The sequence below is a fragment of the Streptococcus sp. UMB1203 genome (assembly GCF_030217725.1).
Taxonomy (GTDB): domain Bacteria; phylum Bacillota; class Bacilli; order Lactobacillales; family Streptococcaceae; genus Streptococcus.
In genome coordinates, this window is record NZ_JASOOK010000013.1 from 1 (window position 1) to 12,347 (window position 12,347).

Annotated in this window: 12 protein-coding genes and 2 pseudogenes; all 14 read right to left on the bottom strand. The window is 41.4% G+C overall.

Annotation, left to right across the window (positions count from 1 at the left end; genetic code table 11):
- A partial coding sequence (locus QP439_RS04620; protein WP_285387999.1) for an SIALI-17 repeat-containing surface protein occupies positions 1–2,729 on the bottom strand: 2,729 nt, incomplete at its 3' end.
- A gap of 200 nt (positions 2,730–2,929) precedes the next feature.
- On the bottom strand, positions 2,930–3,673 hold the full coding sequence (locus tag QP439_RS04625) for a carboxypeptidase-like regulatory domain-containing protein (RefSeq protein WP_084926806.1): 744 nt from the start codon (positions 3,671–3,673) through the stop codon (positions 2,930–2,932).
- Positions 3,628–3,976, bottom strand: a pseudogene (locus QP439_RS04630) (Rpn family recombination-promoting nuclease/putative transposase); the annotation flags it as partial. The gene QP439_RS04625 and the pseudogene QP439_RS04630, both read right to left, overlap by 46 nt.
- A 14-nt stretch (positions 3,977–3,990) precedes the next feature.
- A pseudogene (locus QP439_RS04635) lies at positions 3,991–4,854 on the bottom strand (Rpn family recombination-promoting nuclease/putative transposase).
- A 116-nt stretch (positions 4,855–4,970) separates the two neighbouring features.
- On the bottom strand, positions 4,971–5,939 hold the full coding sequence (locus QP439_RS04640) for a ribose-phosphate diphosphokinase (protein WP_000010168.1): 969 nt from the start codon (positions 5,937–5,939) through the stop codon (positions 4,971–4,973).
- 145 nt (positions 5,940–6,084) lie between these two features.
- A complete protein-coding gene (locus QP439_RS04645; RefSeq protein ID WP_261121600.1) occupies positions 6,085–6,900 on the bottom strand; it encodes a PrsW family intramembrane metalloprotease in 816 nt (271 codons plus the stop codon).
- Between the two features lie 24 nt (positions 6,901–6,924).
- The gene (locus tag QP439_RS04650) at positions 6,925–7,422 is read right to left on the bottom strand and encodes a beta-class carbonic anhydrase (RefSeq protein ID WP_004240973.1); all 498 of its coding nucleotides are present in this window, start codon (positions 7,420–7,422) and stop codon (positions 6,925–6,927) included.
- Positions 7,423–7,494: 72 nt separating this feature from the next.
- Positions 7,495–8,856: a DNA repair protein RadA gene (radA, locus tag QP439_RS04655; protein WP_247953655.1), complete on the bottom strand. Its 1,362-nt coding sequence runs from the start codon at positions 8,854–8,856 to the stop codon at positions 7,495–7,497.
- Positions 8,857–8,869: 13 nt separating this feature from the next.
- On the bottom strand, positions 8,870–9,427 hold the full coding sequence (locus QP439_RS04660; RefSeq protein ID WP_261447001.1) for a histidine phosphatase family protein: 558 nt from the start codon (positions 9,425–9,427) through the stop codon (positions 8,870–8,872).
- The gene (locus QP439_RS04665) at positions 9,387–9,830 is read right to left on the bottom strand and encodes a dUTP diphosphatase (RefSeq protein ID WP_261447002.1); all 444 of its coding nucleotides are present in this window, start codon (positions 9,828–9,830) and stop codon (positions 9,387–9,389) included. The genes QP439_RS04660 and QP439_RS04665 overlap by 41 nt, the downstream gene beginning before the upstream one ends.
- 287 nt (positions 9,831–10,117) lie before the next feature.
- The gene (locus tag QP439_RS04670; protein ID WP_007518801.1) at positions 10,118–11,083 is read right to left on the bottom strand and encodes an N-acetylmuramoyl-L-alanine amidase family protein; all 966 of its coding nucleotides are present in this window, start codon (positions 11,081–11,083) and stop codon (positions 10,118–10,120) included.
- A 2-nt stretch (positions 11,084–11,085) separates the two neighbouring features.
- Complete coding sequence (locus QP439_RS04675; protein WP_007518800.1) at positions 11,086–11,418, bottom strand: phage holin; 333 nt, start codon at positions 11,416–11,418, stop codon at positions 11,086–11,088.
- Between the two features lie 3 nt (positions 11,419–11,421).
- On the bottom strand, positions 11,422–11,721 hold the full coding sequence (locus QP439_RS04680; RefSeq protein ID WP_001810279.1) for a hypothetical protein: 300 nt from the start codon (positions 11,719–11,721) through the stop codon (positions 11,422–11,424).
- Positions 11,722–11,732: 11 nt separating this feature from the next.
- Positions 11,733–12,338, bottom strand: coding sequence for a DUF1366 domain-containing protein (locus tag QP439_RS04685; RefSeq protein WP_285388017.1), 606 nt, complete (start codon positions 12,336–12,338; stop codon positions 11,733–11,735).
- Positions 12,339–12,347: the final 9 nt, after the last annotated feature.

Genomic DNA, 12,347 nt, shown 5'->3' on the forward strand with positions numbered 1-12,347 from the left:
GATGGTTTTGGAGCTTCTCCCTCTGGTTTATTAGGTTCAGTAGGAGGTGTTGTATCATTTACTCCTCCGTTGAATTCTGGAAGTTCTGGTTGTACAAGTGCATCTCCGTTTGAAGTTTCAGGTTTAGATGGTTTTGGAGCTTCTCCCTCTGGTTTATTAGGTTCAGTAGGAGGTGTTGTATCATTTACTCCTCCGTTGAATTCAGGATTATTAGGTTGAGTAGGAGCATTATCATCATTTACACCACTATTGAACTCTGGAGTTGCTGGTGTTGTAGGCGCTTCTTCATCGTTTACTCCACCTGTGAATTCAGGTTTTTCTTCAGCTGTAGGAGCGTCAGCAGGATTTACCCCACCATTGAATTCTGGAGCATTAGGAACCGTTGGAACCTCATCCGCTTCCTTAGCAGGCTCAGTAGTTGCTTCATCATCATTTACTCCACCTGCGAAGTCTTTTGGTGCTTCACCTTTAGGAACTTCTTTTAAGTTTTCGATATAACCTAAAGTTGCGTTGTAATCATCAGTTAGTTCATCGATTGCATCTTTGTAAGCTTTCACTACTTCGTTAACTTCGTCGAATTTAGCTTGAGCTTCATCTGCAGCAGTTTTAGCAGAAGCAACAGCAGCTTCTAATCTAGTTACAGCATCTTGTAATCCATCTTGGATAGATTGTTCAGCATTGTTTTTCTTAGCTGTTGCAAGTGCAGTTTTAGCTTTTTCTAAAGTTTCTTTTTGTTTATCTAATGCCGCATTTTTTTCTTCTACTGCTTTTGCTTTTTCAGTAGCATCAGCTTTATCTTTGTCAGCTACTTTAGTTAATTTTTCAATCTTTTCAGCTAAATCATCAGCGATGTCTTGAAGTTTTTTTACGATTGGTTTAGAAGCTTCTTTGTTATAAGCTGCATCTAATTTTTCTTTATCAGCAGCTGGAAGCTCAGAAAGAGCTTTACCTTCTTGTTTTGTAGCACCGATTTCGTCTGCTTGAGGGTCTTGATCTTTAGTTGCTTCAGCAGTTGTATTTTGATCTTCTAATTCTTTAGCAGCTTGTGTAGCAGTGATGACACCATCTTCGATAGCTTTTAATAAAGCATCTTTACCGATTGCAGCTTTAGCTTCGTCTTTATTTGTAATTTTAGCATCAGCATCAATTTCTTTTTCAAGTTGATCTAAAGCAGCTTTAAGAGCTTCTAAGTTATCTTTTTCTTCTTTTTTAAGTTCTTCAACTTTAGCTTTTGCTTTTTCAGCTTCTTCTTTAGCTTTAGCTAATTCAGCTTCTGCGTCAGATTTAGCTTTGTCTGCTGTAGTTTTTGCAGCTTCAGCAGCTGTTACATCTTCAGCTTCTTTTGTAGCTTTAGCTGTAGCTTCGTCTACTTTTGTTTTAGCTTCGTCTGCTTTTTTCTGCAATTCAGCAACTTTAGCATCAGCTTCTTTTTTAGCTTCAGCAGCTTTTTCAGCTTCTGTTTTTTCAGCTGGTTTAGCTGGTTCTTCTTCTACTGGTTTAGCTGGCTCGTTAGCCTCTTTTTCTTTAGCAGCTTTTACTTCATCAAGAGCTTTGTTGTACTCATCAGTAAGTTTGTTTAGCTCATCAGCAACAGCTTGAGTATCTGAAGCAGCTTGATCAAATGCATTTTGTGCAGCATCACGCTCTTTTTCAATCGCCTTAACAGCTTTATCTAATGAAGAAACAATATCAGACTCAGAGCCGTTATCTGTAGCTGATTTAAGAGCTTCTTTAGCTTCTTTTAATGTATCTTCTTGTTTTTTAAGAGCTTCAGCTTTTTTATCTTCTTCAGCTTTTAATGCATCAGCATCTTCTTTAAGCGTATCAACTTTTTCACCTAAATCATCAGCTTTTTCTTGAGCTTTTTCTGATGCTGGACGAGCAGCATCTGCTTTTTTAGCTTTGTCAATCCCAGCTTTAATGTCTGCTGGTAATTCAGCTTCTGATTTAGCTTCAGCTGGAGTTGCTTTAGCATTAGCTTGAGATGTTTTATCGTCGTTTTCTAATTCTTTAAGAATATCCCCAGCTTTTAAATCACCAGATTCAACAGCTGCTAAAATATCTTTTTTACCTAATGCTTTTTTAGCTTCTTCTTTATTTGTAATCTTAGCATCAGCATCGATATCTTTTTCTAATTGATCTAAAGCTTTTGATAGAGCATCTTTAGAATCTGCTTCTTCTTTCTTAGCGTCAGCTTCTTTTTTAGCTTCTTCTTTAGCTTTAGCGTCAGCTTCAGCAGCTTTTGTTTTTGCTGCAGCTAATTCTTCGTCAGCTGCAGTTTTAGCTTTTTCAGCTTCAGTTTTTGCAGCTTCAGCTTCAGTAGCTTCTTTTTTCTCAGTTTCAAGTTTTGTATCAGCTTCGTTAGCTGCAGTAGTAGTTGTATCTACTTTAGCTTGAGCTTCAGTAACTTTTTCTTCAGCTTTTTTAGCTTCATCTTCAGCTTTTTTAATTTCTGGACTTGTAACTTCTGATTTAGAAGTGTCAGTAGCTCCAGTTTCTGCTGGCTGAGTAGCCGCTGGTTGCTCTGTTGTCTCAGAATTTCCAGCAGGGTTAGTTGTGCTATTTGAATTAGTTGCTGATGTATCAGTTGTGCCAGCTGGTTGAGCTGAAGCAGTAGTTGCATTGGAAGAATCATCAGCTTTCACGACTGATGGTTGAGATGCCGCAAATGCTGCTCCCAATACAGCCACACTAGCCAAGCTAGTTAAAATCATTTTCTTTTTATCCATTTGTGAAACCCCTTTTTTAGAATTATATTTGGTTTTATTATAACTCTTTCTAAAAATATAATCAAGTAATAGGTTACTTTATTTATACAATTATATACTTATGTTAATTTTCAAATACACCTCTCATAATAGAAAAAAGAAAGCCTATTTTACAAGCTTTCTTTTCATAATTTACATTTTATAAGGTAAATTTTCCACTTTTAAACCCACTCACCGTTGGCATTTACTGTGTAACCATTGATTGTAGTGCTGACAGCAAGAGCTCCTGAACTATAAGCATAGTACCATTTGCCATCAATTTGTTTCCAACCAGTAGCTTTTGTTCCTTTTTCATCAAGAACATAGCTCCATTGACCTTTGTCATCTTTAACCCATGGTGATTTAACTTCTTCACCATATGATTGACCTGGTTGTGCTGGATGAATTGTATCGCGGTTGTTTTGAAGTGTTGCTGGGCGAATTGAGAATGTTGCAGGAACATTACCAGCAACTGCTGTAACATGACCATTGTATGAGTCTTCCTCATATCCAGCTGGAACATTCAAACGATACGAAACGGCTGTTCCTGGTTCAACATCTGACAAAGTAGCAACACCATCAGCACCTGTTGTTACTGATGAAGTTTTACCACCAGCGTTGAAGTCAACAGTCGCACCTGCTACTGGTTTACCAGTAGAAAGATCGATAACTGTTACAGCAACTGTACCTTTTGTATGCGTTGGAGTACCATAACCGTTGTCATTAGAACCGCGTGGGTTAGTAACTGGCTTCGCTGGTTTGTATTGGTTAGCTGGAGCAACTACACCATCTTGGTGTGTTGGGTTTCCTGCACTACCATCCCATCCTGACCAGTTACCATATGCATGAACTGGAGCTGCGTTAATAGCTGCTGTTGCAGCTACAACTGCTGACTGGCAACTTCGGAAGTTAAAACATGTTGACATACCATATCTAAAAAGGCAAAAAGTTTCCCTTCCTTCAACTTTCCCACGCTCTAATCCTTTTTCTTCAGCTTGTTCCAAGGCATAGTCCTGTGCTAACAAGGCTTTCTCTTCTCGCATACGTAGTTGACTAAACATTTTCCTGTCCTCCTCGGACCAGCTCTTGTAGTCCAGCAGTTGGTCTGCCTGGCTGATGGATCGCTCTGGCTACTGAGTAAAGGGTTTGTTGCCGAAAAACTCCAACCACGGCTTACGAACCTCATCTTTGCTGGTTTCTCTGTATTTTTTTAATTCCAAGAATGCTATTACTTGTGATGGTCTTATAAGAGTGACTCAAACTCAGCTACTGTCATGCCTAATTGCTGGCTGGCAACCTCAACGGTTAAAAGATGCTGGCGAACGAGATTTACTAATCCTTTTTTCAGTCCTTTTTCTTCAGCTTGTTACAAAGTATAGTCCTGTGCTAACAAGGCTTGTTCTTCGCGTCTGCGTTGTTCACTAAACATTTTCCTGTCCTCCTCGGACCAGCTCTTGTAGTCCAGCAGTTGGTCTGCTTGGCTAATGGCTCGCTCGGGTTCTTGGGTAAAGGGTTTATTCCCAAAAAACTCCAACCACGGCTTGCGAACACTATCCTTGCTGGTCTCTCTGTACTTTTTTAGTTCTAAGAATGCCATCTTTACTAGATGGTTTTCCTGTCCATTGTTTGTAATTGTCAAAACCTCACCCGTCGTATCCTCTCGCATACTAAAACTGTGAAAGGCTAAATCATCCTGAAAGTAGTTGCTGTCCACAATTGCGATAGCATATACTGGTGCGATGTGTTTGTAACTTCGATGAGTATTGCCTTCTTGCTGGCGAATTTTTTCAAGATTTTGATTGACCTGACTGCACAAATAAGCCCACAGGCGATTAATGAAAAAATTTTGATGATGCACCTGAATTTCGATAATAACCTGTGTCCCATTGTCCAACTCTGCCAAGACGTCTATACTGGTATAGAAATCCTGCGCTGAATAAGGCAGGGAAGGCAAGACATGAATATTGCTTCCCTCCAAAATGGTCACATTTTTTGCTGGCAAGTCCAGCATATCGCGGATAAATTGACAAGTGATTTCTGGATTGCTAAAGATTTTCTTAGCAACCAAATCATTGGTCGGGCTGATGCCCGGATGACGTACAGTCATACTTCCTCCTTTCATTATAGCACATTTTTTAATCTAGATTTACTAGATTCTCTGCTACTATCTATTTATTCGGAAAAGAGACGAAAAAAACCTGAGAATTATCTCAGGCTTGGTCATTAAATCTTTTTCTCAATACTGAAAAGTGGAGAAAGTGGGCGTTTTTCATGGATACGTACAATAGCATCTCCTAGGAGATGAGCTATTGAAATCTGCTCAATCTTATCAATCAAACGCTCTTCTGGCAGATAGATGGTATCCAAAACAACCAATTTCTTAATAGCTGAATTTTGGATATTGTCCATAGCAGGACCAGAAAGAACTGGGTGCGTACAGCTTGCATAGACCTCAACAGCACCAGCTTCCGCAAGGGCATCTGCCGCGTGACAAATCGTTCCAGCAGTATCAATCATATCATCAATCAAGATACAAGTCTTGCCTTCGACCTTACCGATGATGTTCATGACTTCACTGGTATTCATCTTATCAACGCTACGACGTTTGTCAATGATGGCGATAGATGTTTTCAAAAATTCTGCCAACTTACGGGCACGAGTCACCCCTCCATGGTCTGGGCTGACAACCACATAGTCAGAACCAACCATGCCACGACGCTCAAAATAATCCGCAATCAGAGGAGCTCCCATCAAATGATCCACAGGAATATCAAAGAACCCTTGAATCTGCGCAGCATGCAAGTCGATGGTCAATAAACGATCCACTCCAGCTACTTCAAGCATATTTGCGACAAGTTTTGAAGTGATTGGCTCACGCGCTCTCGCCTTTCTATCCTGACGTGCATACCCATAGTAAGGCATGACAACATTGACAGATTCTGCACTAGCACGCTTCAAAGCATCCACCATAATCAAAATTTCAAGCAGATTGTCATTTACAGGCGAGCTAGTTGATTGTAGGATAAAGACGTGTTTCCCACGGATTGATTCTTCGATGTTGACCTGAATCTCTCCATCTGAAAATTGGCGAACACTTGATTTCCCCAACTCTATCCCAATCTCCTGCGCTACACGTTTTGCCAATTCTTGATTAGAAGAAAGGGCAAACAGCTTTAAATCAGAAAAAGACATGATTTCCTCCGGTATATATGTATCGCTTGTGCTTTTCACAAGATTTTTCCATCTACCATTGTAGCGTTTTTTGCACTATTTTTCAATCAAAAATAAAAGAAGGGCACCATATTTGTACCCTTTCATCATTCTTTTGAAAAATATTCTAGTTCATCATCTCATCGTTCTTCTCAACAAAGCGATAAGCCTGATAAAAACCATAAAGAGCAATAGCCGTAACCACTGGAATTGCTAATGGCAACTCTGTCTCCAACTCCACAAAAGGAGAGTTAAACAAGAAGTGAGTTCCTAAGGCTAAACCTAGGAAAACAAGCCCCTGTTTCTTGTCAACCTTCTGCCCTTTATAGGCTCTGTAAAGCAAGTAAACACCCACTACAGCTAGACCTGAAAAAGTCCAGTGAGAGGCAATTCCTGAGATGATACGCTCTAAAATCCTAGAAATAGTAAAGTCAAAGCCCTCTGGCAAATCCGTACGAATGTAGCCAATATCCTCAATCATTTGGAATCCCAAACCAGAAGCAATCCCTAGTAAAAACAAAGATTTTAATTTTCGAACAGGAATCAAAGCTAAAACAAAAACAAGTGGCAATAATTTCAAGGGTTCTTCTACCAAAGGAGCCACAATAGCACTTTCAAAGGCATTTAAAAATGCACTATCTGGGAAAAGAACCCCCAGTAAATCATGGATGTAGGTATTAGCAAAGCTAGATAGCCAGCCTGAAAGGAACATCCCACCCAATAAAGACAAGATCAAGGCGTTCTTTGGCAATTCCCATTTTTTCCCAATACGGAAAAGGAAATAAAGAGCCGGAATCATGTAAAAGAGAGCTAGAAAGATAGAAACTCCCATTAGTCCATATTCCGCACCTGACATCGAACCATCCGTATAGTAGATAGTCTCATACTGCAAACCAATACATAGCAATAAGATAAAAATAAATAAAATACTGTTTTTCTTCATACACTTTCTTTCTAAATGAATTTTTTACAATTCTACGACTGTCATACTTCCTGTATCCACATCGTAAATGGCACCAGAGATAATAACATCGTCTGGTATTAGGGGCGAATCGATAAGGAGTTGCATGTCCTCACGTACACTCTCCTCTATATCTTGGAAGGGCAAAAAGTCCTGGTCTGACACATCGACACCTAGTTCCTCTTTTAAATACTCCTGAAAAGGTCCATTTTCAAAGGTCTGAGCACCACAGTCTGTATGGTGCAATACCACAATCTCTCTTGTCCCCATTTGTTGCTGGGAAATAACTAGCGAACGAATCATGTCCTCAGTTACACGACCACCTGCATTCCGTAAGATATGAGCATCCCCAAGTGCCAAGCCCAGAGCTTGCGCAACGTGCAAACGTGAGTCCATACAGGTCACAATAGCTACTCTGGTTTTGGGTTTAAGTGGCAGATTTAACTGCCCATGTAGGGCAACATAAGCCTGATTGGCTTGCATAAACTGTTCAAAATACGACACGATTCCCTCCTCGAAAATTTGATAGTCAAATATTTCTCCTATCTTATCATTTTTAAGAGGATTTGTCACGGATTATGCAAAGACCTTTTTCAAAACCTCCTGAATCGTTGTCACCCCAATGACCTGTATTTCCTTGGGCGGAGTGATTCCTGTCAAGGAATTCTTAGGTACATAAATCTTAGTAAAACCCAGTTTAGCAGCTTCATTGATGCGCTGCTCGATACGATTTACACGCCGAATCTCTCCTGTCAAACCAAGTTCTCCCACAAAACATTCCTGAGGATTAGTTGGCTTGTCTTTGTAGCTCGAAGCAATGGCAACTGCAACAGCCAAGTCAATGGCAGGTTCATCCAATTTGACACCACCAGCAGATTTGAGATAGGCATCCTGATTTTGCAAGAGAAGTCCTGCCCGCTTTTCCAAAACAGCCATAATCAAGCTAGCACGGTTAAAATCAAGTCCTGTCGTCGTACGCTTGGCATTCCCAAACATGGTCGGTGTTACCAAAGCCTGAACCTCCGCCAAAATCGGACGCGTCCCTTCCATAGTCACCACGATGGACGAACCAGTCGCACCGTCTAAACGCTCCTCTAGAAAAACTTGACTCGGATTGAGGACCTCAACCAAGCCACCCGACTGCATCTCAAAAATCCCAATCTCATTAGTGGAACCAAAACGGTTTTTGACCGCTCTTAAAATACGGAAGGTGTGGTGACGCTCCCCTTCAAAGTAAAGCACCGTATCCACCATATGCTCCAACATACGAGGCCCAGCCAAGGTTCCTTCCTTGGTCACATGACCTACGATAAAGATGGCAATGTTATTAGTTTTGGCCAGCTGCATAAGTTCAGCCGTCACCTCACGCACTTGAGAAACAGACCCCTGCACCCCTGAAATCTCAGGAGACATAATGGTCTGAATGGAGTCAATAATGAGGAAGTTTGGCTGGATTCTTTCTACCTCAGCTCGAACACTCTGCATATTGGTCTCTGCATAGAGATAAAACTCGCTATCAATATCACCCAAGCGCTCTGCTCGTAGCTTGATTTGCTGGGCAGACTCCTCCCCACTGACGTAAAGAACCGTTCCCACTTGAGACAGCTGGGTTGAGACTTGTAGGAGAAGGGTTGATTTCCCTATTCCAGGATCCCCACCGATTAGGACGAGACTTCCTGGTACCACTCCGCCTCCAAGTACACGGTTGAATTCCTCCATCTCCGTCTTGGTTCGATTGACATTGATTGAAGTCACCTCAGCCAGTTTCATGGGCTTGGTTTTCTCACCTGTCAAGGACACACGCGCATTCTTGACCTCGGCAACCTCAACCTCTTCTACAAAAGAAGACCAAGACCCACAGTTAGGACAACGTCCCAGATATTTAGGGGAATTATACCCACAATTTTGACACACAAATGTCGCTTTTTTCTTTGCGATGATAAACCTCTTTCTATATCTCTAACTCACACTCAATCACTTGGCAAAAATCAATCTTCTCATTTGGCACAAACTGACGCATGAGCATGTTGTGAGTTACCACTATCACGGTCTGGTAATATCGATACTTAGCCATGCATTCTAGAAAACGAGACTTCATCTCCGTAGATGTCTCATATTGAATAGGACTATTAGGAAGTAACTCCCCCTTATTTTCTAGAAACATAGTACGAGCTTTTTCAAAATTATCTGTGCCACTTTCATAGACCTGCCATTCATGCAATAATGGCTCCACTCTCAAAGGAAGTCCAGTAACACAAGCCACATAAGAAGCCGTTTCTAAAGCTCTTGTGACTGCAGAAGATATGATTATTTCAGCTGAAGAGAATAAAGGATTGGTGCTCAGTTCCTGAGCCTGCTGCCGTCCCTTCTCAGATAAGGGTGCCAAATCTATCCCAAATCCCGTATAAGAACGCTTCTCTAACTCACGATAATCTGGCTCCCCGTGACGCACAAAGATAATCTTCATCCTAGTGCCCTGTCGATCCAAATCCACCAGTTCGAACGCCATCAGCCATATCTCCATCTGCAATTAAGAAAGGAGCAAAGACAGCCTGGACCACACGTTCTCCAACTTCAAGAACAACTTCTTGATCTGTGATATTCTTCATCTGTGCAAAAATATGCCCTTCATTCCCAGGATTTCCATAATAATCCCCATCAATGACCCCAACTGAATTAATTAAAACCAAGCCCTTTTTACGAGGGTTTGAAGAACGATCATAGAGGTAGAGAACCTCATTCGGCTGCATATAAGCCTTAACCCCTGTCGGAACCAAGACAATCTCTCCTGGCGCAATAACCGTACGCACAGCAACCTTTAAGTCGTAACCAGCCGCATGCGCTGTCTCACGCTTTGGCAATAAATTCTCATCTATAAAACTCGAAACCAATTCAAAACCACGAATTTTCATCATCTTCTCTTTTCTATTATCATTTATTCTAGATTATTCTATCTTATTTATTCGGAAAAAGCACGAAAAAAAGAGCACACAACAGTTATAGGCGATACGATAATTTACACTGTTTCACAATACGTTGAAATTTAGAGCTTTAAAGCGAGGGCAAAGTTGATTTTTTGCATCATTTTACAGAGGTTTACGACATTTTTGCCCCTTTTTTGCCCCTTTTTGCAAACAAAAAAACCGCAAGCCTTAGCCTGCGGTCTAGTGTAATCTATTTTGAAATTCTTTCTGTTTTTTTATTTTTCTTCTTTTGGTTTGTCAATTATAGTGATAAGCCCGTCTGGTTCGGTTTTGAAAGCTGGATCTGTGTGAAGTTCACCGTTGGCTTTCAAATAGTACCAGCCATCACCAGATTTTATGAATTGCTTAGATAGCATATAGCCATCTTTTTCTTCCATGAAATACCAGGTTTCACGGTATTTCACCCAACCAGTGGCCATGCGCCCGTCTGATTTGAAGAAGTACCAGCGATGGTTGAGGAACATCCAGCCCGTGACCATTGCCCCACGCTTATCAAGATAGAACCAGTCTTTACCATCGTTGAACCAACGGTTGATTAGGCAGTATCCACGTTCATCAAAGTAGAACCACTCATTATTGATTTTCTTCCAGCGTTTTGTCGGATAAGAGCCATCTGACTCTTCCCACCACCAGCCGGTTTCATTACGTTTCCAGCCAGCTTCAGATAGACCACCTTCAATATCTTTCTTGAATTGCTCACGGCTAATGCCCCATTTTGCCAAGTAAGGGTATGGATCCACATGGTCAGAGTAGTTTCGAGGTTGATTGTATGTACAATACTGATGTGTCTTGATGCCTGCAAGGCTATCAGAGTCAAGAGTTTTAGGGATGCCTGCTTCATCAGCAAGGTTGCGCAGTAGTTCAACATAGAGCTTGTAATCGCGCATAAACTCTTCTTTTGTGCTATGACTTTCAATCAATTCTACTTGTCCATAGCCTTCAACGTTCCAGCCACCTCCTACATCGTAGGCTCCCATATCTGTGTACCAGGTCTGCATCACACGGCCGTTGCCGACAACGTGAGAGAAGAAGCCAGAATCAACAGGACGACGCATATGATAGTCCGCTTCGTTTTGGGCAGTTGAATTTGGATTTCCTGTTGAGTGTGCATGAATTTGTCTGTATGGTTGCTCCCCCACTTGTGGTAAGTCAGTTCTTAGTCTACTTGTATCAATATCCATTATTATTCCCCTTTCCACGCATCATTCATCTGTTTGACTGCTGACTCAACGAATGTATCCAAGTCCTTATCAGTCATGCTGATATTGTACTTATTGAGTTCAGCACGGATTTTCGTACGGGCTTGTTCCAGCTTTTCCTCGCCCTTGAAGCCTGTCTCTTGAGCTACTTGCTCCACAGCGTTGACCGCGTTCTTAGCAAGGATTTCGACAATCTTGATGGTCTTTTCACCGCCTTTTTTAATCAAAAAATCCTTAATCGATTTGACCGCGATACCAGCCAAAACAGTCAAGATTCCAGTAGCTGAAGCGATAATGATTTCAGTAATTTGTTGCATGTGTTATTCTCCTTTTTCGATTTCTTCCATGCGATCGTTCATGCGGACCATTTCTTTTTGAATATCTCCGACCGCGTGAGTGATTGTGGTTAATTCTGTAGTAGTTTTTTCCAGGTGAGTCATCAAACGCTCTTCTCGTCTGTTAGAGTCGGCCTTTGATTGCTCGTGCAAATCCATAATCTTCTTCTCTCGCTTGTCCGAAGTCTTGATAAGATATCGAATGATAATAAAGAAAAGTAAGATAAACAAAATCGCCCAAGCTACCTGACTTTGAGCGATTTTTTCAGCTTCTTCAATTGGCATATAACCTCCTTTTACTCAATACGTGGCATGACCACGGTCAGCACACCTTGCTGAAGCATCTCAGCAAGAGCCTGTTCTTTCCAAGTGTAGCCCTCTGTGGCTTGCATTTGGAACTTGAAAATAGTCTTGGTTCCTTTTGGCCATTTCGGATTGGTGTCAAACGGATAAGGCATAGCGATGATATCGCCGTTTCCATACCGTGTACTTTTAACAAGCGGTTTGATGAACTCAGCCACTTTGTTGTAAGCATAAGTAGGCATACCCCCATTTTGAGAGATGGCTAGGGCGATGAGAACCTCAGTAATAGCTGAAACCGTGTCAAGGTTCTCCTTGTTTTCCACGGTCGCTTGCTCCATCTTTGCGGTCATCTCTTTGTTTTTCTGGATTTGTTCATCTACCTTATTGAACTTCTCGTTTTCGGCACGTTGTGGGAAATTCTCTTGATAAAGGGCCTCCAGAGCTAACTCAAAAAGCTCAGTATTGGACAAGCTGATTTTATCAGCCGGTAGCATGATAGGTACGATAGCACCATCTGAATTAACAAGTGTGACCTTTGTAGCGAATTCTTTGCCGCTTGCGTCAAATTCTTGGGACTTTGTCCCGTACTCTAATTTCATAGTTCCTCC

Excerpts from the sequence above, each read along its gene's own strand:
- QP439_RS04625 (WP_084926806.1), bottom strand. The coding sequence starts at position 3,673 with ATGTCAACATGTTTTAACTTCCGAAGTTGCCAGTCAGCAGTTGTAGCT.
- QP439_RS04640 (WP_000010168.1), bottom strand. The coding sequence starts at position 5,939 with ATGTCTTTTTCTGATTTAAAGCTGTTTGCCCTTTCTTCTAATCAAGAA.
- QP439_RS04645 (WP_261121600.1), bottom strand. The coding sequence starts at position 6,900 with ATGAAGAAAAACAGTATTTTATTTATTTTTATCTTATTGCTATGTATT.
- QP439_RS04660 (WP_261447001.1), bottom strand. The coding sequence starts at position 9,427 with ATGGCGTTCGAACTGGTGGATTTGGATCGACAGGGCACTAGGATGAAG.
- QP439_RS04665 (WP_261447002.1), bottom strand. The coding sequence starts at position 9,830 with ATGAAAATTCGTGGTTTTGAATTGGTTTCGAGTTTTATAGATGAGAAT.
- QP439_RS04670 (WP_007518801.1), bottom strand. The coding sequence starts at position 11,083 with ATGGATATTGATACAAGTAGACTAAGAACTGACTTACCACAAGTGGGG.
- QP439_RS04675 (WP_007518800.1), bottom strand. The coding sequence starts at position 11,418 with ATGCAACAAATTACTGAAATCATTATCGCTTCAGCTACTGGAATCTTG.
- QP439_RS04680 (WP_001810279.1), bottom strand. The coding sequence starts at position 11,721 with ATGCCAATTGAAGAAGCTGAAAAAATCGCTCAAAGTCAGGTAGCTTGG.
- QP439_RS04685 (WP_285388017.1), bottom strand. The coding sequence starts at position 12,338 with ATGAAATTAGAGTACGGGACAAAGTCCCAAGAATTTGACGCAAGCGGC.